The following is a 21,462-nucleotide window of genomic DNA, read 5'->3' on the forward strand; positions in this document are numbered from 1 at the left end:
ATAATGGACAGACCGGCCGGCGCTCGGTTCCGTCAGTGAACGGCGACTTCCTTCAGCCGAGGGTCACCCTCGTCCGCGTGGTAGTCGGCATCCTGCGTCTGGTCGGTGCCGTTGTGCACGTTGCGAGCCCGCAGGATCCAGGTCACCACGATCGCGATGACCAGGTTGACGATCAGCGCGACGAACCCGACGTAGATCTGGGTGCTCACGCCAGCGAACGGGTGCCAGCCGAAGATGCTCAACTGGCCGAGCGACAACGCCGAGCCACCGAAGTGCGCCTTGCCCGCAGCCGGGTTCGGGATCTCGTAGAGCATCGCGAAACCGGCCACCATGCCGACGACCCAGCCCGCGACCAGCGCCCACCGGTGGAACCACCTGGTGTAGAGCGAGATCGCCACCGCGGGCAGCGTCTGCAGGATGATCACGCCACCGATCAGCTGCAGGTCGATGGAGAACTGCGGGTCGATGAACAGGATGAACAGCACCGCGCCGAACTTCACGATCAGCGAGGCGAGCTTGGCCTGCTTGGCCTCCTGCTTCGGATTGGCGTCCTTGCGGATGTACTCCTTGTAGACGTTGCGAGTCCACAGGTTCGCCGCGGCGATCGACATGATCGCGGCGGGCACCAGCGCGCCGATACCGATCGCGGCGAACGCGATACCGGTGAACCACGCCGGGAACTGCTGGTCGAACAGCACGGGCACGATCGTGTTGCTGTCCGGCCGCCCGGTCGCCTGGTTGGTGATCGGCTTGGACGCCGCCTGGATGGCCACAAAACCGAGCAGTGCCAACAGACCGAGCAGCAGCGAGTACGCGGGCAACGCGACCATGTTGCGCTTGATCACGTTGCGTCCGCGCGATGCCAACGCACCGGTCAGCGAGTGCGGGTAGAGGAACAGCGCGAGCGCCGATCCGAGCGCCAGCGTCGCGTACTGCAGCTGGTTGGCCGGGCTGAGCAGGACACCGTCCGTGGGACTCGGGGTGGCGTTGAACTTCGCCTCGGCGGTGTTGAAGATCGTCTCCCAGCCGCCGAGCTTCGACGGCAAGTAGAACACCGCGACCAGGATCACGATGTAGATCAGGATGTCCTTGACGAACGCGATCAGCGCAGGCGCCCGCAGACCGGACTGGTAGGTGTAGACCGCCAGCACGATGAACGCGATCAGCAGCGGCAGGTGCCCGAGGAACCCGGAGCCGTTGAAGCCCATGGTGCGCAGCACCGCTTCCAGACCGACCAGCTGCAACGCGATGTACGGCATCGTCGCGACGATGCCGGTGACCGCGACCAGCAGCGCCAGCGTGCGCGAGCCGTAGCGGCCACGCACGTAGTCCGCGGGTGTGACGTAACCGTGCACGCGGGACACCGACCACATCCGCAGCAGCGGCAGGAACACGATCGGATACAGGATCACCGTGTACGGCAACGCGAAGAAGCCCATCGCGCCTGCGCCGAACACCAGCGCGGGCACCGCGACGAACGTGTAAGCGGTGTAAAGGTCGCCGCCGACCAGGAACCACGTGATCCACGAGCCGAACTTCCGGCCGCCGAGGCCCCATTCGTCAAGGTGGTCCAGCGTGCTGCCGGCCTGCCAGCGCGCGGCGACGAACCCCAGGACGGTGACGACAAGGAAGAGGAACGCGAAGATGACGATCTCGGTCCATTGCAGGTTGCTCACTTGGCGTCCCCTTCGTCGAGGTCGTCAACGCTCAGCCGGTCGGGCTTGTGGCTCACCGGTTCGTCCTTCGTCTTGACGTAGACGATCCAGACGCACAGCACGCCGACGATCACGAAGGCGAACTGCGACCAGTAGAAGAACGGCATGCCGAACAGATGCGGGCCATCGAAGTTGATCAACGGCGTGATCAGCATGACCAGCGGAACCAGCAGCAGCAGGTTCCAGTTGTTCCACCGCAGGCCGTACCCGGTCTTGCCAGGTGACTCAGACATCGATGTCCTCACTCCATGTCAGGCCAGTACGTTCGCCGGATCGTAGACGTCAGTAGGCACCAGATGCATTAGATTCCCGGTGGGAGATCACGGCCGGAACCAGCCAACCGGCGGGAGTATCCGAATCGTGACTTCGCGCGGTCACAGAACGCATCCTGGCCGGTACGGTCACGTCATGCGGATCGCTTGGGGGCTGGCCGTATGCGCAGCCCTGCTCGGCATCGCCGCCTGTGACCCGGCCGCTTCCCCGGAACCAGCGCCGACCTCCACCACAACAGGCCGCGTCACCGTGCCCCCGAACATGTACGGCGCCGACCCGCCGAAGCCTGGACAGTGCCTGGACACCAGCAACGCGATCGTCGTCGACTGCGGTGAACCGCACGACGCCGAGGTGGTCAGCACCGGCAAGCTCACGGCGACGTCGATGCCGGACGAGGCGACCGCCGCCACGCTGACGATGCCGCCGTGCCGCGAGAAGCTCGCCGAGTACCTCGGCGGGCAGGACATGGACGCCACCAATCTGGTGGCCATGCCGTTGTGGCCGAACGAGCAGCAGTGGGCCAAGGGCGAACGGTGGCTGCTGTGCACAGTGGCCGAAGTCGGTGCCGACGAGAAACCCTTGCACCGCACGGGTTCTCTCGAAGGCGCGCTGCTGAGCAACGACATTTACCGCTTTCAGACGTGTTCGGTGTCCTCGCCGTCCCGTGAGGCGCGGGTGCGCCGCGGTCCGTGCGACGGCCCGCACCTGGGCGAGGCGCTTCCCGGCGTGATCAGCCTCGGTAAACCCGGATCGCCGATGCCGAGCACCGAGGCGATGAACAAGACCGCCGCCGAGAAGTGCCCCGCGTTGGTCGCGAAGTACATCAACGGTGACAACAAAGAGATTTCGGCCGCGTGGCGACTGCCGAATGCGGAGTCTTGGGCCCGCGGCTACACCAACCTCGTTTGTTACGTCGAGGCGTCGCGCCCGGTCCGTGTCCGGCTGCGCAACCTAGGACCGATAACCCTGCCCAGCTAGGTGGAGCCCATCGCGCGTGGGCGCGACGGGCTCATTGTTGTTCGCGGGCTCCTGGTCGGGGTCTGTCGACGTCAAAACAACCATCAACAGGGCGGCCAGTGCCAGCACCATCATTGCCAGTCCGGCGACGATCATCTGTGACACCACCTCTCCTGTGTGTGTTCCTCGTCTCTTAATGACGCGTGGAACAGGGTCCTCGTTTCGGGTGGTTGTGGACAACTGAGTTTCGAGACGGTCTCGATGCGGTCTCGTCCCCAGGCTGTGCACAGTTCTATCCACAGGATGTGGACAACTTCGTGGATAGCCAGCTCCAGGCCTATGCACCAATCGTCACATTGTTCACACAGGCCTCACCGGATGTGGACAACCCGCTTCGGGAACCATGGAGGCCTATCGTGAGTCCAACCCGCGATACGAGACCTACTTCACCCGAGGGGGAGCGGTGTACGAAGACGCCGACCAGGACAACACCAACAGCGGTCACGGCGACGAGATGACCGTGACCGTCGACGGTGAGCAGTACGAGCTCGACACCGAGTTCGACCTCAACAAAGACGGCACCAACGACACCGCCATCGTGACCACCGACGACGGTGGCCAGGTCGCGTTCACCGACTCCGACAAGGACGGCGACGCCGACGTCGCGGTGCAGCTGGACGAGGCGGGCAACGTCGTCGGCGCCGCGCGGTACGACGAAGCCAGCGGCGAGTGGGTGCCGGTCGACCCGAAGACCGGCGAAGCCACCGGCCAGGAATCGTCGTCCGGGGGCGCGGGGGCGCCCGCGTCGGCGGCCGGGGACATCACTGTGGACGTTCCGGACGAGGCCGAGGACATGAGCGCCGGAGCGGCCACAGTGGACATGAACCACGACGGCAAGAACGACACGGCAGTCGTGCAATCCGAGGATGGCGACGTCTATGCGTTCACCGACGCCGACGGGGACGGCGAGGCCGACCAGATGACGGTGATCGAATCCGACGGCAGCGTGACCATCTCGCAGCACACCGGCGAAGACGAGTGGGCCGAGGTCGAGAAGGGACACCTTGACTCGCAAGGCAACTACGTTCCGGACAGCCAGCGCAGCTGACCCAAAGCCAGAGCGGCCCGTTCGTATTACGTACGAGCGGGCCGCTCACGCATTTCCGGCCGACCGGCGTTCAACGACTGAAACCGTTGCGGCGCAAGGAAACCGGACAAACCGGTGCCGCCACAATGCTTTTGCCATAGCCCGGCGAAAGGATGACGGATCGTGGCTAAACCTACTGCCGGAGTCTGAACCGATTTGCTGAACCGATCAGGAAATCGGCGCTGAGGAGAAAGATTTCCTGCGGAGCACTGGTTATGTGGGAAAGCACACGTGCGCATTCGAGTGCTGAATCGATCCCCTTATCGGTCCGGTGAGGCAACCCACACGCCAGCTGTCGTTTAACCGGCGTCCACCTGGTTAACCTCGCTTCATCCCTTTTCACGGCACGCCCATCTGCTCAGGTGGGTGGGCGTAGCCATTGGTGAGGACGTCGAAGTCCCCGCGAGCTAGACAACGGCGTCCGTCGCGGGCTTTGTGATCCCCCAGTCAGGAGACGAGGCGACATGACCGCACTGGCCATTCCAGGTCTGGATTCCGCACCGACGACGCACCAACGGCTTCTCGAGTGGGTGCATGAGGTCGCTGAGCTGACCACGCCGGATCGCGTGGTGTGGGCGGACGGTTCGGACGAGGAGTGGGACCGGCTCACCAAGAAACTGGTCGACGCAGGCACATTCACCCCGCTGAAGCAAAAACCCAACTCGTTCTGGGCCGCTTCGGATCCTGGCGACGTCGCCAGGGTCGAGGAGCGGACGTTCATCTGTTCGGTCGACCCTGATGACGCGGGCCCGACCAACAACTGGACGGACCCGGCCGAGATGAAGGCCACCATGACTGAGCTCTACCGGGGCTGCATGCGTGGTCGCACGATGTACGTGATCCCGTTCTGCATGGGTCCGCTCGAGGCGGAGAAGCCCATGCTGGGTGTCGAGATCACCGACTCGGAGTACGTCGTCGTGTCCATGCGAGTGATGACGCGCATGGGTTCGAAGGCGTTGGCCAAGTTCGGTGAGGACGCCGACTTCGTGCCCTGCTTGCACTCCGTTGGCGCGCCTCTCGACGAGGGCCAGCAGGACGTCGCGTGGCCGGCGAACGAGACGAAGTACATCAGCCACTTCCCGGAGACCCGCGAGATCTGGAGCTACGGCTCTGGCTACGGCGGAAACGCGTTGCTGGGCAAGAAGTGCTACTCGCTGCGGATCGCCTCGGTGATCGGCCGCGACGAGGGCTGGCTGGCCGAGCACATGCTGATCCTCAAGCTGATCTCGCCGGAGAACAAGGTCTACTACATCGCCGCGGCGTTCCCCAGTGCGTGCGGCAAGACCAACCTGGCCATGCTCGAGCCGACGATCCCCGGCTGGAAGGTCGAGACGCTCGGCGACGACATCGCGTGGATGCGGTTCGGTGAGGACGGTCGTCTGTACGCGGTCAACCCGGAGGCCGGTTTCTTCGGCGTGGCCCCGGGCACGGACTGGCACACCAACCCGAACGCGATGCGCACCATCGAGCGCGGCAACACGGTCTTCACCAACGTGGCGCTGACCGACAACGGCGACATCTGGTGGGAGGGCATGGGCGAGCCGCCCGCGCACCTCACCTCGTGGAAGAAGCAGGACTGGACGCCGGACTCGGACGAGCCGTCCAGCCACCCGAACTCGCGGTACTGCACGCCGATGGCGCAGTGCCCGATCCTGGCGCCGGAGTGGGACGACCCGAAGGGCGTGCCGATCTCGGCGATCTTCTTCGGTGGCCGCCGCAAGGACACCATCCCGTTGGTGACCGAGTCGCGTGACTGGAACCACGGCACCTTCATGGGCGCCACCCTGTCGAGCGAGACGACCGCTGCCGCCAAGGGCAAGGTCGGCGTCGTGCGGCGCGACCCGATGGCGATGCTGCCGTTCATCGGCTACAACGCCGCCGACTACTTCGCGCACTGGATCGCCACCGGCAAGCGCGCGGACGCGAACAAGCTGCCGAAGATCTTCTACGTGAACTGGTTCCGCCGCGGGCCGGAGAACCAGTTCCTGTGGCCGGGCTTCGGCGAGAACTCGCGCGTGCTGAAGTGGGCGATCGAGCGGATCGAAGGCAAGGCCGCCGCGCAGGAGACCCCGATCGGTTACGTGCCCACGTTGGACGACATCGACACCGAAGGCCTCGACGCGTCGCGTGCGGACCTCGAGGCGGTGCTCAAGGTGGACCGCGAGGAGTGGCTCGCCGAGATCCCGCTGATCGAGGAGTGGTTCGACAAGATGGGCGAGAAGCTCCCGACGTCACTGCGTGACGAGCTGGAAGCCCTCAAGCAGCGCCTGTCAGCGTAGCCAGGCGCAAAAGGCCCCGGGGACGGCTCACCCCGGGGCCTTTTCCATGCCCGCGTTGATCCGCATCCCCAGTTCACGGGCCTCGCGGCTGGGGTGCCGAGCGGCCTGCGCACCCAGCGCGCGCAAGAGGTCGTCAACTCGGGTGGAACGCATCTGCTCGGCGGTGTCCAGCGCGACTCCAGCGACATCGGCAGCCTTCGCCGGGTCGTCCGTGGCAAGCGCCAAGGACGCGAACTTCAGTTCAGCCAGCACCCTGGCGCGCGGGTATTGCTTGCCGAAGTCCTTGCGCGCCACGGCAAATCTCGCGTCGACATCAGCACCACCCTGCAGCATCGCCAGCGCTTCGGCGGTTTCCCCGGCGTGATGCGCGCCGGTGTAGCGATCTGTCCATAGTGGAGCAATGTCGTCCGCGGACGCGCGGGAGAACGCCTCGTCCGCCGCACCGATCGCCCGAAGTGCCTCCTGGCGGCGCCGTCGTGCGGCCAATGCCTTGGCATGCGCGGCATGCAACATGGCCTGCCGAACCGGAACCAGCCGATCCGCACGAACAAGCGCTTGCTCAGCAAGTGTGAGAGCACGGTCGGATTGACCCGCGTCGAGCGCAAGGCGAACCATCCGAGCGAGAATCCGCGCCCGACGATGCCAGTCACCCACCTCGTCGGCACACACGAGCGCGACGCGAAAATACCGGTTCGCCTCCTGATACGCCCCGGTGTCGAACAGCTTGAACCCACACGTGCCAACGAGATCGGCAACCGCCTGATGCAGCGGGGCACGCAACGCGGCAGGGCAGTCGGCTACCAGCAACTGCCGTGCCCACCGAGCCTGCGACAGCGCAGCTTCAAGCATCGACCAACCGCCATGCACGTGATCCCAATCGCTGAAGAACCGCGCGGCCCCAGCAACCTCGCGGATATGGCGCCGGTCGACCTTGGCAGGCACCGACTCCGGCGACAACCCATGGTCAGGGCGAATCGGCACTGCGGCGCGACGAGTGTTGCGCAAGCCAAGTTGGACGTCCGTGGTTACGTCGAGTATCGAACGAAGCGCCTCCCGGTAGAGCGCGCCGGGCCACGCGATGACGCCACGTTCAAGCTTGCCGATGTACCCGGCATCGATCTCGACCCGCTGCCCATGGACTTTCCACAGGTAGGCGTTGACCAGTTCGGCCAGCTCCTGCCGGGAAAGAGCATCGCCCGGGTGCTGCTGCGAGGGCGTGCGCTCCCGCAACTCGCGCAGCCTTGTATTCGGTGTCGCCACGATCAAGCTCCCCCGTCGACGGTGGCACCCACTCACCAACTCGTCGCCCAGCGTGATGGACCGTGCGGGGGATGTCAACCAGATGGCCGAGAAGCTGTCAAGACTCTCAGGGAGATCTCCCCCTCACGGCTCGCGAATCCTCCCCCGTCGCATCCCTCCTGCCCGGGCTGGGCGGATGCCAAGCTTCTTGGCGAGGGGGAAGGGGCGATCCGGTCCGTTGTGTCGGGGGCAGCGGACCGGATCCTCAGCCACCAACACCATTCGCCGTCTGCCGACCATCCCGGCAGGGCCTGTCAAAGGCGGCCGCTGCAGGGCAACTACCTGGTGTGAAAGGAGACTTTGCCTTGTGCGGCAGCACAGGGGTGGGCTTCGGGGGTGTTCCCTCCGGTATGGCCTGGGCTTTGCCAACCACGGGGTGTCAGGAGGTCGGCCGACGCAACCCAGCACACAGCGAAAGCGATACCGACCTCTTGACGCACCGTGGTTCCGTCAGGCAGGCCGTACCGGAGGGGACGCCCGCGCCCAGACAACGAGGGGGAAATTCGAGCTGAAAGCCCTCTCCCTCTGGGTGGCCTCCCTGCAATTCTTTTCAGAAGCCCGGAACCGGAGCTTCACGGAAACACCCAGCCGCCGCTTCACAGTCATGACCTGGCCAACACGCCCGACCTCGACAAACCCACAACCCCCAGAAAAGGACATCCCCCACCACTCCCGGGGGGACGACCCCTGGCCAGTCTACCGGGGATATGGGCAGGTCAAAGGGTTACTAGCGGGTTGTGGACAGCTAGATTTGCGAAGGGACCGTTCGTTCGGCACGGGTCGGGTTTGAGCGGGTTTGACCTTGGCGGATCGGATGCGGGCGAACAGGGCTTTGGCCGCCTCGCCACTGGATTCGACCTGGGCCAGCTGCTGGTTCACAGCGGATGCGTCAGGTTTTACGCGCCGAGCATGACGGCGCTGATCGGTGGATTTCGGTGTATGACGTGGCAAAGCCTGGTAACCCGCTGCCGCGGATCGTTCCGCTGCAGTCGTGCCGCCTCGGCCGGGTCGCGAAGGACCCGGCGGCCGGGCTGATCGTCAGCGAACTGCCTGCACGCGCTTCGAGCGCTCGATCGCGTGCACCGCCCGCAACGAATCGACCACATCACATTCGCCTCCAACGCCCGCTATCGCGACCCTTACCAGGGCAAACGGCGCGTTCAGGTCGACTGCGACCCGGCCTCCAACAGCCCAGGCTGACCTGGATACCGCGCCAGCCAAAGGCCCAACCAGTCCAGCGTCAACCCACTGTCCTCGATGACCGCTCTGACCACGGAATTGCTCCGGCAGGTCAAAGGGAAAACCGGTGGACAACCAGATTTGCGAACGGACGCCTCGTTCGGCACGGGTCAGGGCTGCTGAGCGGGCTTGACCTTGGCGGACCGGATGCGGGCGAGCAGGGCTTTGGCCGTCTCGCTGCCGGATTCGACCTTGGCTAGCTGCTGGTTCACCGCCTGCAGGCGCTTCGAGCGCTCGGTCGCGTCGAGCCGCATGGCCTTGTCGACTTCGCGGAGTTCTTGCTCGATCGAGGCGATCCGGCGGCCGAGGGCGTCGTCCAGGGCGAGCGACAGTTCCTGTTCGGCTTGGATCAGCTGGTCGGCGACCATCTGGTCGAGCGTGGAACGGGCGTCGGCGATCGCGTCGGTCAGCCACGTCTTCATGTGTTGCTTGTCCTGGGCGTGACGGCGGGTTCTGGAGATCCACCAGCCGGCGCCGAGGCCGAGCACGATCGTCACCGGGGCCACGATCACGCCGAGGGTTCCGGCGGCCGCCGCGCCGAACAACCCGAGTGGCAGGGTGGCGAGTTTGCCCAGGCCCACGCCGCCGGAGATGCCCATCATCACCATCAGCTTGTCCTCGGAAGTGCCGGGACGTTTCTCCGGGGTACGCAGTACGACGGGTGGTTGGCCTGCGCGGGCGTACTGGGCCTGGAGCATCACCAGTTCGTCCGGGGAGAACAGGCCGATCAGCACGGTTTCGCCGATCTTGTTCAGTCTGGCGCCCACCGACATGCTGATTCGCCGGGATACCAGTTGCAGCGCCGCGTCGACCTGGTTGGGCAGTGCTGCGAGGGCGTCGCGGTCCGCCGTGTCGATCGCTTGGCGGAACCACGTCTGCATGTCGCGCATTTCGCGGCTGACTTCGTGGGTGTTCTCGACGCGGGTGCGTTGGATTTCGCCGCGCAGCTTCACCTGCCAGCCGCGGGCGGCTGATTTGCGTTGTGCGGTCAGCTCTTCCTTGCGTGCCCGCAAGGCTTTTGCTTCCTCTGCGCCGGTGGTCAGCGCGCGGGACTCGGCCGTCAGTTGGACCTTGACCTCGTCCAGCGAGGTCGTCAGCGCACGCATCGTGTTGGCTTCGGCGAGCATCGCGGCCTTGCCGATCACCAACTCCTGCAAGGCTTCCGACAGCCCAGCGAGGCCGGACTTCTCCTTGAGCATGTCCGCGGCTTGCTGGTTCGGCGCTTTCTGCGCCATCTCGTACATCCGCGCCGACACCGGGTGGAACACCGAGTCGGCGAACCGGGGTGCGTGGTCACGCAGCAGGCCCTGGTTCGCCTCGAGTACCTGCCGCCAGCCCCGGTATTGGTCCACCTTGGACAGAGCGAACAGCACGGTTTCCACGCGGTCGCCGACGTTGCGCAGGAAGTTCAGCTCGCCCACGGTGAACGGCGCGGACGCGTCGATCACGAACAGCAGCGCGGTCGCGCTGGCCGCGGCTTCCAACGCCAGTTCGCCGTGCACCGAGTCCAGCCCGCCGACGCCGGGGGTGTCCACAATGGAGATCTTGCTGAGCAGCTCGACCGGGCCGTCGACCTCGACGTACCGCGGTGGCAGGTGCCCTTCCGGCAGGTCGTGCGCGGCGGACACCCAGTTCACCAACTGCCCGAGATCGACCTGGATCGGCGCGAGATGCCCGGGATAGCACGCCCGCGCTTCCCATTCCGGCGCGTGCCCGAAGATCAGGTACGTCGCCGTCGCCACGTCAGCGTCCACAGGGGACAGGCCGGGGCGGTCAAGCAGGGCGTTGACCAGCGAGCTCTTGCCGCGGTTGGTCTCGCCCACGGTGACCACGGTCGGCTGGCGCCGCCGACGGGCGCGTAGCTCCTCGACCCACGAGGCGGACTCCGGCGAGATCTCACGCAGCAGCTTCAACATCTGCTCGCGGTGCTGGGCGACCTGCTTGGGCAGGCTGGGAGCGGGCGCCGTCACGGTTGCCGGGCCTTGTACACGGTCACGATCGGCGCCCGCAGCAAGCGCCCGCGATCAGCGAATCCCACCACTTCTGTCTCCGCAACCACGCCGTCCATCGTCAAGTCCTGAGTCGGCACGGTACCGCCTGCCTCGTGCCGCGCCGGGTCGAACAGATCACCGTCCGGCCGGATCGCGGCGACGCCGATACCCGCGAGCCCCTCCTCGATCCGCTCAACCACCCCCGGGCTGCGGGCGCGGTCGAGGGCGTACAGGCAGAGCTGGACGAGCGAGTCCCGCTCGGCCAGCGCCTGCTTGAGCGTCTCGCTCTGGTCGATGCCCGCGATCACCTCGGCGCTGACCTCGATCGTCGGGTCGGTCTCGTCGTCGGCCTTGGTGCGCCGGAAAAGGGAAGCCAACGAGATCACCCTGTCTGCGAGATGAGGACGCCTGTCGCGCCGAAATTACCCTTAGTTGCCGCGAAGTTGTTGCCAGATGAGGAAATAGGCCCGGTGCACGACATGCGCCACGCGACTTTGCGCCGGTGTCGCACCGAACGAGGCGAACGAACGCCACCAGCCCGCGCGCTCCAGCGCGTACGCGACCAACTCGTGCTGCGGACGCCCCTTCATGCCGAGTTGCTCGCCGACGTCCGCACTGCCGCCGACGCGCAGCACCTCCTCGGCCAGGTCCTCCGGCATCGCGACGGCACCGGATGTGACCAGCGTGAGCGCTTCGAGCAGGCGCAGCGCGTGCGCCTCAGGCTTGGCCAGCAGGACTTCGATGGCGTCGTGCACTTTTTGCCGTTCGCCCAGGTCACCGGACGCCTGAGCCAGCGCGGTCACAGACGCCAGCGCCGCAGCGGCTTTGATGCCGTCCGCCCTGGCGCGGAACACGGCGTCCAGCCGTGCACGGACTGTCGCGAGGCCAGACGCGTCCAAGAGCTTGCGCCGCAACGCACCCGCGGTCAGCTCAGGCTCTGCGCGCAGTGCTTCGACGGCTTGGGCAATGCCGTAGAGGTCGAGCTTTTCCAGCAGGCGCAGCCGGGTGCCGCTGGGCACGTCGCAGTCCCACGTGGTGAAGATGTCCGCCGAGACCAGCATCATTTCCCAGGTCACGTCGTCGAGCTGGGCGAGCTGCTTCAACGCGTCGGCGTCGGCCTGGGTGAACCCGCCGGACTCCGCGGTCTCCGCGAGCAGCCCGATCACCGGCAGTACGTCCGCGACGCGCGGCTTGAGCGTGACGGCTTGTTTCTCGGCGAGCAGCGACGCGGCCTTCCACACGTCGCCATCCGCGCCGGTGACCGACTCCGGTGCGATCGTGTCCGCCTTGTTCAGCACCGCGATCGCGTTCACCGGACCGGCTTCCCGGCTGGCCGTCGCCGCCGTGAACGCCGCGAGCGCTTGCTGGTCATCAGCGCGCACGCCCTGCGTCACGACGTAGAGCACGGCTTCGGCGCCTGCCACGGCGTTGCGTGAAGTGTCGTCGAGGTCGTTGGACTCTTCCTCGTCGGGTTTGGCCGCGCCAAGCAGTTGTTCGGTCCGCGCCACCGACGCGGCGTCCAGCGAGCCAAGGCCGGGCGTGTCGATCACGGTCAGCTCGCGCAGGACCGCGTTCGTCAGGTACGCCTCGATGTGCGAGACCTGGTCGAAGTCCACGTCGAGGGTGGCCGGGATCATCCCGTTCGCGTCGAAGGGCAGCACCTGTTTGCGGCCGTCGGTGAAGATCACTTCGACGCGGTCGACCGTGCCGTACTGGAACCTGGTCACCAGCCGGGTGCACTCGCCGACGTCGGTCGGTGCCACCCGGCGCCCGATCAGGGCGTTGACCAGCGTCGACTTGCCGGACTTGATCCGGCCGGCCACCGCGACCTGCAGCGGTGCGGACAACCGGCGCAGCACTTCCCGGAAGCCGGCCGCGGTACGGGCCGAGACCTGCGGCTGCAACCGGACGCACAGCTGCGCGACCGCAGCCGACAACGGGCCGGCCAGGTGCTGCTGCTGATCGGTCGCCGTCGTCACTCGTCGAATCGTGCCATGTCCTGGCAGGGCACGGTTGCAAACCCGTCAATCGGGGGTAACCACCCTGCATGGACACGAACAGCTACATCGCCTTCCTCGTGGTCGGTGTCATCCTCGTGGCCATCGACGGGCAGATCATCTACCGGAGCGGGCGGCGGTATCTCGAGCGTTCTCATGGCGATTCCGGTGCGGGCACGTCCATGGCGCGCCTGGTCACCGTGCTGTTCCACCTCGTGGTGCTCGGTCTGCTGATGCTGATCTCGACCGTCGATGTCGGCGACAACCAGACCGAGGGTGTCATCCTGCGGCTCGGCATCGTGTTGCTGCTGCTGGCGGCGGCGCACGGCGTCACCATGGCGATCCTCGCGCGGATCAAGGAAAGCCAGGTGCAGGAGCAACTGGCCGAGGAACTGGCGCATCCCCAGCAGCCACCACTCCGGCATGAGCAGACGCCGGAGCCGAGCATCGACAGCGCGCCGACCACCACCACCAACCCGCCTCCGCCGTACCTCTCGCCCTAATCAGCCTCCAGGGCGAGGCGAGTCAGCCTCCGGCTCGACGCGCCGGAGGCTGCCGCACGCTTAGGCTGCAGGGGTGCGACGGCTGAGCCTGTGGATGCGCGCGCATCCGACGTTCGGCGACTCGCTGCTGGCCTTGTTCCTGGTGCTCTTCGAGATTCCCCAGGTGATCACCGGGCCCGGCGATCAGCCGTGGTGGTTGCACGCCCTGGTGGACGTCGGGCTGATCGCGCCGGTCGTGATGCGCAGGCGCCGTCCGGTCATGGCCTGCTACACGATCCTCTTCGCCGGGTACATCCAGCTGTTGATCGACGTGCTGGACAAGATGTCGGAGCCGCTCAGGCCTTCCGACATGGCGATCGGGATCGCGCTCTACACGATGGTCGTCTACGTGGGCCGTCGTCAGGCGTTGATCTACGGCGCATGGGTGACCGGCGGAACCGTGCTCTGGACGGTCTGGCTGATCCGGCCCCGGATGGACGACCTGTGGTGGATCGCGGGCGTGGCCGTGATGGTGCTGCTGGCGTTCTGCTGGACGCTCGGTGAATTCGTCGGCGCCCGCCGCGCGTATCAGAACGAGGTGGAGCAACGGCTGCGGCTGTTGGAGACCGAGCGCGACCACCAAGCGAAGATCGCCGTCGCCGAGGAACGTGCCCGTATCGCGCGCGAACTGCACGACGTGGTGGCGCACGCGGTGAGCGTCATGGTCGTACAGGCCGATGGTGCTCAATACGCCGTCAACACCAACCCCGAACTGGCCGAACGGGCGATCAAGACGATCTCGTCGACCGGGCGGGAGGCGTTGACCGAGCTGCGCCGGTTGCTCGGTGTGCTGCGGGCCGAGGAGAACACCGACGAACGCACCCCGCAGCCCGGCACGAACTCACTGAACGACCTGGCCGAGCGGGTCCGTCTGGTCGGCCTGCCGGTGCGGCTGAAGCTCAAGGGCGAACTGGACAGCCTGCCTGCCGGTATCGGCCTGGGCATCTACCGGATCGTGCAGGAAGCGCTGACGAACACGTTGAAACACGCGGGCGCCGGGGCGTCCGCGGTCGTGCGGGTCGCACGGATCGGCGAGAACATCGAGTTGGACATCACCGACGACGGCTTCGGCACCCCGCACGAACTGGTGTCGATCTCCGGGGGCAATGGCCTGATCGGAATGCGGGAACGAGCGAACGTCTTCGGCGGGACACTGCAGGCCGGGCCCCGGCCGGGCGGCGGCTGGCACGTCCACGCGGTACTGCCCATTCAAGGAACATAGGGAACATGATCAGAGTGGTACTGGTCGACGACCAGGAGCTGATGCGCGTCGGCTTCCGCATGGTGCTCGGTGCACAGCCCGACATGGAGATCGTCGGCGAGGCAGGCGACGGCGACGCGGCCGTGAAACTGGCGGCCTCGCTACGCCCGGACGTGGTGCTGATGGACGTCCGGATGCCGGTGCTCGACGGCGTCGAGGCGACCAAGCAGATCACCGAGGCCGGGACGGCGAAGGTGCTCGTGATGACGACCTTCGACCTGGACGAATACGCGCTGACGGCACTGCGAAACGGCGCCAGCGGCTTCATGCTCAAGGACACCCCGCCGGATCACCTGGTCGCGGCTCTGCGGTCGGTGGCCAGCGGGGATGCCGTGGTTTCGCCGAGCGTGACCCGTCGTCTGCTCGACCGGTTCCTGGGTGCTTCCGGTGGTCAGTTGCGGGACGCTTCGGTGCTCGACGCTTTGACCGATCGGGAGCGTGAGGTCCTTGTGCTGATGGCCCAAGGACTTTCCAACACCGAGATCGCCCGGAAGCTGTTCCTGTCCGAGGCGACCGTGAAGACGCACGTCGGCCGGGTGCTGGCGAAGCTTGAGCTGCGTGACCGAGTGCAGGCGGTCGTACTGGCGTACGAGACCGGCCTCGTCCGCCCAGGTGAGGCCTAGTTTTTCGCGATCTTGTCGGCCCCCTGCGGTAACGTGAGATCAAGGGGGTCCCCCTTCGGGAATTGCTGTCGCGATGGCGCATGGCCCGATGACCGGACCCGATGGCCTGGGCCGAAGGTGGCTCGGTGTTGGTCAGATCAGCCCGCCAACGATCGCGACCAGCAAGCCGCCGACCAACAGGTCGTACGCGGCGGTCAGCGGTAGTCGGCCGGGTCGACGGCGTGTGGGTCGAGGCCCTTGCCGAAGATGTCGTCGTACCAGCGGCCCCAGTCCGGTTGGGTGCCGTCGAGGTCCTTGAAGTCGTACTCCCGCATCAGACTCCAGGATGACAACGACTTACCCGCCCAGCGCGCGACGTTCGGGTCCGTCGCCAGCGCGGCCACCGCGCGGCCGATGTAGTGCGGGGACTCGGCCATTGAGAAGTGGATGTCCTGGGCGGTCGCGTCCCGCCAGTTCTCCTCGGTCACGCCCATGCCTTCGAGCATCGCCTCGGACCGGATGAAGCCGGGAGTCAGCGCCAACGCCGTGACGCCGTGCTCGCGAAGCTGCGCGCCCATGGCCTGGGCTGTTCGGCGGATACCGGATTTGACCAGGTAATAGGGCAGGGCGACGCCGTGGTACGTCTCGTCGTCGCCGTCGGTGACTTCGATGACCAGGCCGGAGCCTTGCCGGACCATCAGCGGCAGCAACTTGTGCAGGGCGATCAGGTGCGTTTCGATTCCGTTGCGGTGCACCGCGAGCGCTTTGTCCAAATCGGACTCCCAGAACGGGGTTCCGTGCTCGACGAACGGGTCTCCGCCCCAGACGTCGTTCACCAGGACGTCCAGCCGGTCGAGTCGGGACGCGAGCGCCTCGACATCCGCGGCCACCGAGAAGTCACAGCGGACCGCGATTCCCTTGCCTCCCGCCTTGGTCACCAGCTCCGCAGTGTCCTCAATGGTCTCCGGGCGGTTCATCGGGCTCGCCGACGACCGCGTCGTGCGACCGGTCACGTAGACCGTCGCGCCGATCGCGCCGAGTTCGACGGCGATTCCCCGACCGCAGCCCCTGGTCGCTCCCGCGACCACGGCGACCAGTTCAGCCATTGCTTTGCCATCCCTTCAGTACCGCTGTGATGTCTTCGGTGAGCCGGTCGAGCAGACTGCCCGTTGGCCGTACTGACCAGGCGATCGCTGCGCCGTTCGCCAGTGAGACGAGGATCCGGGCCGCGTGGGGCGGGGCACCGGGCACGGCACGGGCGAGGGGTGCGAGTTCCGCTTCGAACGCCGCGAAGAACTCGCCATGCAGCTCTCGTAGCTCGGGGTCGGCGAGGTCGATCGCGAGTTGACCCAGGTTGTTCGCCGCGGTTGACGCGTCGTCCAGCGCGCCGAAGACCCCGAGGATCGCCTCGAGCGCGTTCCCCGCGGATCTGACCCGGTCACGGACCTGCCCGACGGCCGCTCGGCTCAGTGCGACCAGCAGGCCGTGTTTCGAGCCGAAGCGTTGCGACACCGTCCCCACCGAGACGCCGGCTTCCGCCGCCACGTCAGCGACCGTGAAGCCTGGTCCGCGGGTCGTGATGACCGCGCCCAGTGCGTTCAGCAGGCGCTCGTCGGTGATGGTTCGCGGTCTCGCCACGCAATTAGTGAAGCACAATTCATTAACTGGTGTCGACCCTGAGCCCCTCATCTCAGGGTGAGCTCGGGGAGATCACGGATCGCGGGTTGACACAACGTCCGCCACGCTACGACTGCGAGTTGACCCCGAGTTGGCACCACGGGACGACGCGGTCGGACACCCGGGGCGAACACGATGGTCACATCGAGGCGGGAACCCAGACATCTAGGAGCGATCATGATCGAGGCACGGGGCCTCACCAAGCGGTATGGGAAGACCCTCGCGGTCAACGATCTGTCGTTCACCGTTCAGCCTGGCCGGGTCACCGGCTTCCTCGGCCCGAACGGGGCGGGCAAGTCCACCACCATGCGGATGATGCTCGGACTGGACAACCCGACCTCGGGTGTGGCCTTGATCGACGGCAAGCACTACCGGGAGCTGCACCACCCGCTGCGCAAGATCGGCGCGCTGCTGGACGCCAAGTGGGTGCACCCGAACCGCTCGGCCCACGCGCACCTGCGCTGGATGGCCGTGTCCAACAAGATCCCGGTCCGCCGGGTGGACGAGGTGCTCGAGCTGGTCGGCCTGACCGCGGTCGCCAAGAAGCGCGCGGGCGGGTTCTCCCTCGGTATGTCGCAGCGGCTGGGCATCGCGGGGGCGCTGCTCGGTGACCCGGAGGTCCTGCTGTTCGACGAGCCGGTGAACGGCCTGGACCCGGAGGGCATCCTCTGGATCCGCAAGTTCATGCACCGGCTGGCCGAGGAGGGCCGGACCGTACTGGTCTCCAGCCACCTGCTGTCGGAGATGTCGCTGACCGCGCAGGAACTCATCGTGATCGGGCGCGGAAAGCTGATCGCGCAGAGCTCCACTGAGGACTTCATCCACGCCGCGACGGAGAACACCGTCAAGGTGCGCAGCCCGCAGGTGAGCAAGCTGCGGGACGTGCTGGCCGGCACCAACGCCCACCTGCGCGACGACGCCGACGCGCTGATCGTGTCCGGTTTGGACGCCGCGCAGATCGGCGAGATGGCCGCGGCCAACCAGGTCGTGCTGCACGAGCTCAGCCCGCAGCGCGGCTCGCTGGAAGAGGCGTTCATGCAGCTGACCGGCGACTCCGTCGAGTACCACACCGACCTTGCCCAGACCGTTGACCAACTGGTGGATGTGAACCGATGACCCTGCTCGCCGTCGAACGAATCAAGCTCTTCTCCACCCGCTCACCGTGGTGGTGCATGGCGCTGGCGCTTGGACTGATGGTTGGGTTCGCCGCGCTGATCAGCGGCTCGGCCGAGAACGCGAGCAGCGTCGCGGTGCCGGTCACCCAGTTCGGGTTCACCTTCGCGCTCGCCGTCATCCTGGTGCTCGCCACGCTGTCGGTGACCACCGAGTACCGCTTCAACACGATCAAGACCACCTTCCAGGCGGTGCCGAGCCGCACGTCCGCCTTGCTGGCCAAGACGACCGTGGTGGCAGTGGTCTCCGGTGTGCTCGGCCTGATCGCGGCGTTCGGTTCGCTGGGTGTCGCCATGCTGTTGCAGCCGGACGCCAACCTCGCGCTGAACAGCGAGGCCGACTGGCGGCAGATCGCGGGAACCGGTCTGGTCACGTTCTTCGCCGCGGTCGTCGCGGTCTCCGTCGGCATCCTGATCCGGCACACCGCCGGCGCGGTGTCGGTGCTGCTGGCGTACTCGCTCGTGGCCGAGAACCTGGTCCAGCTGATCCCGCGGGTCGGCGGCGACATCCACCAGTGGCTGCCGTTCAACGTCGCCAACCGGTTCCTGACCGGCAACCCGGACGTGGCCATCGCCTTCGAGGGGCCAGGACAGTCGACGAGCACGCTCACACCGTGGGGAGCGCTGGCCTACTTCGCCGGTTTCTCGGTCGTCATGCTGATCATCGCGATCGTGACGGCGAAGAAGCGGGACGCCTGAACGAAAGAACCATCTGGCGGGTCTGTCGGGGGACCCGCCAGCGGATACCGGGGGAATGAGAGCCCGGGTCACCTGTCGGGGGGTGGCCCGGGTTTCTTTGTTGGTCTGATCACCCACGGTTGCGATCACAGGTCGGGCTTGCAAGTATGTAACGAAGCGATCTAGCGCATGCGGCCCGGTTAAGACCACGTTAAGAGGCTGTGAGGCGTCGCACTTGTCACGGACAACGATGTTCGACTAGCGCTCAGATCGACATTGACTCCGTCACGAACCATCGGAGGTGGACGTTGACGGTCGCGGATGTAAGCGCACCTACGGAACCGCCGGAGCCGGCCATGCCGAACAACGGCATGGGGCGCCGCGCACTACGAGTCGAACCAATGATCGAGCTCGAATGGTCACAGGCCATCGAGCCGCACACCGCGCTGGCGTCCATTGCGGCCGCGACGAAACCAGCCGAGACCCGGCGCGCGTGGGTACATCGTGCACCAGAAGACCAAGTACTGGCGCTGTACCGCTCAGCGTCCGAAGTCGACCCTGAACTGCCCGCCCCATGGTGGCTGAAGGCGTTGACAGCAGGCACATTGACCTCACGGGCGGAAGGTTTCCTGCTGGAGGACCGGGTCGGCAAATTGCTCGATGCCCGTCCTGGCTGGGTTTTCGTGCCGTGGAGCAGCGACGGCGACTGCGGTTATTGGGAATACATGCCGTCCGAACGCCGCGTGTCCGGGCCCGCGGTGCCGACCACTCTGGTGCTCACCGACCGGCACAGCGGCTGGCTGGACATCTATCCGGTGCACCTCACCACCGGCAAACCGACCCCGCTCGCGGTGAACGGAATGGGCGACCTGCGGTCCAACCTCGCCCGGTGGGAGAGCGTGTTCTAGCTTTTCTGACGTGGAACAACAGCTACACAGGCGCACGGTCGTCAGCTACGTCCAGCGCGGCGGGCGGATGACGGTCGGCCAGGAACGGGCATGGGATCGCTATTGGCCGCAGCTCGGCCTGGAGGTTCCCGACCTGCCGGCCGGTCCGTTGGACACCGACGCGTGGTTCGGCCGGTCCGCGCCCGTCGTACTGGAGATCGGTTCGGGCATGGGCGAGACCACGTCCAAACTGGCCGCCGCCGCACCAGACGTGAACTACCTGGCCGTCGAGGTGTACCAAGCTGGCTTGGCGCAGCTGATGATGCGCGCGGCCGAGCTCGAGCTGACCAACCTGCGACTGCTGCGTGGTGACGCGGTCATCCTGCTCACCGACCACATCGCGGCGAACTCGTTGTCTGAGGTCCGGCTGTACTTTCCGGACCCTTGGCCCAAGAAACGACACCACAAGCGACGAATCGTCCAGCCGGAGTTCGTCTCCTTGGTGGCTGCACGGCTCGCGCCAGGCGGCCGGTTCCACATGGCGACCGACTGGGAGCACTACGCCGAGCACATGTTGCAGGTGTGCTCCGCGGAGCCCGCGTTGCGCAATGTGTACTCAGGGTGGGCGCCTCGGCCGGAATGGCGTCCGGTGACCAAGTTCGAGTCGCGGGCGCATACCGAAGGCCGGGAAATCCGGGATCTCATCTTCGAAAAGCCCACCCTGCGTAGTTCGGTCGCCGACGGCTTTACCCGACCAGGTAGTTGAGCCGGTTAGGACATTCGGCCGATAAGCAGTGCGTGACTGCCCTGTTATCCACTGAGCTTGTCGCCGCCGAGGAGTTCCTGCACCGGTATCACGGTGCCCGCCCGCGTGCCGGGCACGTGCAGGCAAGGCTCGGCAAGGTCCGCGCCCAGATCGCGGAAACCGGAACGTACGAACACACTCGTGCGGAATTGGCATACGGCGCACGGATCGCGCTGCGGGACAGCGGTGTCTACACCGACGGAGTTCCGTGGCGCGGCCTGTTGGTGCGCGACCTGCGTACAGCGCGAACCTCGACGGAGGTCGCGGCCGGGTGCGTACAACACCTGCGGCTCGCGGCAGGCAAAGGCCGGGTCCGTCCAACGGTGACGATCTTCGCGCCGGACAGTTCGCGGTTGGTCAACGAACACCTGGTGCGCTACGCGGGTTACGCGCAACACGGCCAGGTTCTCGGTGACCGCAGGCATGTGGCGTTCACCGAGACAGTCCGCAAGATGGGCTGGCGGCCGCCGACCGCGCGCAGTGCCTTCGATCTGTTGCCTCTGGTGGTCCAGGACGAGGAACAGGGCGTCCGGCTGTTCGGCCTGCCTCGGGACGTCGTGCGTGAGGTTCCGCTGGAACACCCGGAGTTGGGCTGGTTCGTCGATCTCGGACTCCGTTGGCATGCGGTGGGTGCGCGTTCGCAGCGGCTGTCGATCGGCGGCATCGAGTATCCGGTGGTGTTCAACGGGATCTACACGTCCTCGGCAATCGGCGCGGACGCGTTGGGCGCCGACGGGGCCTACGGGTTTGGCCGCGTGATCGCGGAACACCTCGGACTGGACACGTCGAGCGACGAATCGCTGTGGCGAGAACGTGCCTCGCTGGAGCTAGACCGGGCCGTGCTGCACTCGTTCCGCGCTGCCGGAGTGACCATCGCACCACGCGGAGCACGGCCAACGCGGCGTGAACCAGGCAGGTACACACCCAGTTTCCTGGGATAG

19 protein-coding genes are annotated in these 21,462 nt (G+C 66.4%); 11 read left to right on the top strand and 8 right to left on the bottom strand.

All coding sequences use genetic code 11. From position 1 onward, the window contains the following. Positions 1–32: 32 nt before the first annotated feature. The gene (gene mctP, locus B9C43_RS15520) at positions 33–1,676 is read right to left on the bottom strand and encodes a monocarboxylate uptake permease MctP (protein WP_033393562.1); all 1,644 of its coding nucleotides are present in this window, start codon (positions 1,674–1,676) and stop codon (positions 33–35) included. After that, a complete protein-coding gene (locus B9C43_RS15525) occupies positions 1,673–1,948 on the bottom strand; it encodes a DUF3311 domain-containing protein (protein ID WP_033393563.1) in 276 nt (91 codons plus the stop codon). Before B9C43_RS15525 ends, mctP begins: the two co-directional genes overlap by 4 nt. Before the next feature lie 175 nt (positions 1,949–2,123). Between B9C43_RS15525 and B9C43_RS15530 the strand changes: the two genes are divergently transcribed. The 3 genes from B9C43_RS15530 to B9C43_RS15540 all read left to right on the top strand — a co-directional run bounded on the left by B9C43_RS15530 (position 2,124) and on the right by B9C43_RS15540 (position 6,371). Beyond that, entirely contained in the window at positions 2,124–2,966 is an 843-nt protein-coding gene (locus tag B9C43_RS15530) for a septum formation family protein (protein ID WP_084427099.1), read from the top strand. A 382-nt stretch (positions 2,967–3,348) separates the two neighbouring features. Continuing rightward, positions 3,349–4,053: a DUF6802 family protein gene (locus B9C43_RS15535; protein WP_051898000.1), complete on the top strand. Its 705-nt coding sequence runs from the start codon at positions 3,349–3,351 to the stop codon at positions 4,051–4,053. Positions 4,054–4,556: 503 nt separating this feature from the next. After that, complete coding sequence (locus B9C43_RS15540; protein ID WP_084427101.1) at positions 4,557–6,371, top strand: phosphoenolpyruvate carboxykinase (GTP); 1,815 nt, start codon at positions 4,557–4,559, stop codon at positions 6,369–6,371. 27 nt (positions 6,372–6,398) lie between these two features. On the opposite strand, the gene B9C43_RS15545 is transcribed toward B9C43_RS15540, so the two are convergent. The 4 genes from B9C43_RS15545 to B9C43_RS15560 form a co-directional block, all read right to left on the bottom strand. Then, positions 6,399–7,631 (bottom strand): NsdA family TPR-like regulatory protein, encoded by a 1,233-nt coding sequence (locus B9C43_RS15545; protein WP_143446347.1) that lies wholly within the window; start codon positions 7,629–7,631, stop codon positions 6,399–6,401. 1,388 nt (positions 7,632–9,019) lie between these two features. Further along, positions 9,020–10,879: a dynamin family protein gene (locus B9C43_RS15550; protein WP_084427105.1), complete on the bottom strand. Its 1,860-nt coding sequence runs from the start codon at positions 10,877–10,879 to the stop codon at positions 9,020–9,022. Beyond that, the gene (grpE, locus tag B9C43_RS15555; RefSeq protein ID WP_084428195.1) at positions 10,876–11,226 is read right to left on the bottom strand and encodes a nucleotide exchange factor GrpE; all 351 of its coding nucleotides are present in this window, start codon (positions 11,224–11,226) and stop codon (positions 10,876–10,878) included. Before grpE ends, B9C43_RS15550 begins: the two co-directional genes overlap by 4 nt. A 102-nt stretch (positions 11,227–11,328) precedes the next feature. Further along, positions 11,329–12,888 (bottom strand): dynamin family protein, encoded by a 1,560-nt coding sequence (locus B9C43_RS15560; protein WP_200825598.1) that lies wholly within the window; start codon positions 12,886–12,888, stop codon positions 11,329–11,331. A gap of 59 nt (positions 12,889–12,947) precedes the next feature. Between B9C43_RS15560 and B9C43_RS15565 the strand changes: the two genes are divergently transcribed. The 3 genes from B9C43_RS15565 (at position 12,948) to B9C43_RS15575 (ending at position 15,323) form a co-directional block, all read left to right on the top strand. Next, entirely contained in the window at positions 12,948–13,400 is a 453-nt protein-coding gene (locus tag B9C43_RS15565) for a hypothetical protein (protein ID WP_084427109.1), read from the top strand. A gap of 94 nt (positions 13,401–13,494) precedes the next feature. Next, entirely contained in the window at positions 13,495–14,661 is a 1,167-nt protein-coding gene (locus B9C43_RS15570) for a sensor histidine kinase (RefSeq protein ID WP_084428197.1), read from the top strand. A gap of 5 nt (positions 14,662–14,666) precedes the next feature. Further along, complete coding sequence (locus tag B9C43_RS15575; RefSeq protein ID WP_033380226.1) at positions 14,667–15,323, top strand: response regulator; 657 nt, start codon at positions 14,667–14,669, stop codon at positions 15,321–15,323. A gap of 194 nt (positions 15,324–15,517) precedes the next feature. Here the strand turns inward: B9C43_RS15575 and B9C43_RS15580 are convergent, their stop codons facing one another. Together B9C43_RS15580 and B9C43_RS15585 are read right to left on the bottom strand one after the other, a co-directional pair. Continuing rightward, positions 15,518–16,408 (bottom strand): SDR family oxidoreductase, encoded by an 891-nt coding sequence (locus B9C43_RS15580; protein ID WP_084427111.1) that lies wholly within the window; start codon positions 16,406–16,408, stop codon positions 15,518–15,520. Then, on the bottom strand, positions 16,401–16,940 hold the full coding sequence (locus tag B9C43_RS15585; RefSeq protein WP_084427113.1) for a TetR/AcrR family transcriptional regulator: 540 nt from the start codon (positions 16,938–16,940) through the stop codon (positions 16,401–16,403). The genes B9C43_RS15580 and B9C43_RS15585 overlap by 8 nt, the downstream gene beginning before the upstream one ends. Positions 16,941–17,156: 216 nt before the next feature. On the opposite strand from B9C43_RS15585, the gene B9C43_RS15590 reads away from it, so the two are divergent. From B9C43_RS15590 to B9C43_RS15610, 5 genes are all read left to right on the top strand, one after another. Then, complete coding sequence (locus tag B9C43_RS15590) at positions 17,157–18,095, top strand: ABC transporter ATP-binding protein (RefSeq protein WP_033380224.1); 939 nt, start codon at positions 17,157–17,159, stop codon at positions 18,093–18,095. Further along, a complete protein-coding gene (locus tag B9C43_RS15595; RefSeq protein WP_084427115.1) occupies positions 18,092–18,850 on the top strand; it encodes an ABC transporter permease in 759 nt (252 codons plus the stop codon). The genes B9C43_RS15590 and B9C43_RS15595 overlap by 4 nt, the downstream gene beginning before the upstream one ends. A gap of 335 nt (positions 18,851–19,185) precedes the next feature. Further along, entirely contained in the window at positions 19,186–19,737 is a 552-nt protein-coding gene (locus B9C43_RS15600) for a hypothetical protein (RefSeq protein WP_084427117.1), read from the top strand. A 67-nt stretch (positions 19,738–19,804) separates the two neighbouring features. Next, positions 19,805–20,482, top strand: coding sequence for a tRNA (guanosine(46)-N7)-methyltransferase TrmB (gene trmB / locus B9C43_RS15605; protein WP_235038703.1), 678 nt, complete (start codon positions 19,805–19,807; stop codon positions 20,480–20,482). Positions 20,483–20,514: 32 nt separating this feature from the next. Next, positions 20,515–21,462 (top strand): nitric oxide synthase oxygenase, encoded by a 948-nt coding sequence (locus tag B9C43_RS15610; RefSeq protein WP_051894775.1) that lies wholly within the window; start codon positions 20,515–20,517, stop codon positions 21,460–21,462.

Origin of the sequence: Kibdelosporangium aridum (genome assembly GCF_900176515.1) — a bacterium.
GTDB classification, from domain to species: Bacteria; Actinomycetota; Actinomycetes; order Mycobacteriales; family Pseudonocardiaceae; genus Kibdelosporangium; species Kibdelosporangium aridum.

Excerpts from the sequence above, each read along its gene's own strand:
- B9C43_RS15580 (WP_084427111.1), bottom strand. The coding sequence starts at position 16,408 with ATGGCTGAACTGGTCGCCGTGGTCGCGGGAGCGACCAGGGGCTGCGGT.
- B9C43_RS15540 (WP_084427101.1), top strand. The coding sequence starts at position 4,557 with ATGACCGCACTGGCCATTCCAGGTCTGGATTCCGCACCGACGACGCAC.
- B9C43_RS15595 (WP_084427115.1), top strand. The coding sequence starts at position 18,092 with ATGACCCTGCTCGCCGTCGAACGAATCAAGCTCTTCTCCACCCGCTCA.
- B9C43_RS15590 (WP_033380224.1), top strand. The coding sequence starts at position 17,157 with ATGATCGAGGCACGGGGCCTCACCAAGCGGTATGGGAAGACCCTCGCG.
- B9C43_RS15530 (WP_084427099.1), top strand. The coding sequence starts at position 2,124 with ATGCGGATCGCTTGGGGGCTGGCCGTATGCGCAGCCCTGCTCGGCATC.
- B9C43_RS15525 (WP_033393563.1), bottom strand. The coding sequence starts at position 1,948 with ATGTCTGAGTCACCTGGCAAGACCGGGTACGGCCTGCGGTGGAACAAC.
- B9C43_RS15600 (WP_084427117.1), top strand. The coding sequence starts at position 19,186 with ATGCCGAACAACGGCATGGGGCGCCGCGCACTACGAGTCGAACCAATG.
- B9C43_RS15565 (WP_084427109.1), top strand. The coding sequence starts at position 12,948 with ATGGACACGAACAGCTACATCGCCTTCCTCGTGGTCGGTGTCATCCTC.
- B9C43_RS15535 (WP_051898000.1), top strand. The coding sequence starts at position 3,349 with ATGGAGGCCTATCGTGAGTCCAACCCGCGATACGAGACCTACTTCACC.
- trmB (WP_235038703.1), top strand. The coding sequence starts at position 19,805 with ATGACGGTCGGCCAGGAACGGGCATGGGATCGCTATTGGCCGCAGCTC.
- B9C43_RS15570 (WP_084428197.1), top strand. The coding sequence starts at position 13,495 with ATGCGCGCGCATCCGACGTTCGGCGACTCGCTGCTGGCCTTGTTCCTG.
- B9C43_RS15575 (WP_033380226.1), top strand. The coding sequence starts at position 14,667 with ATGATCAGAGTGGTACTGGTCGACGACCAGGAGCTGATGCGCGTCGGC.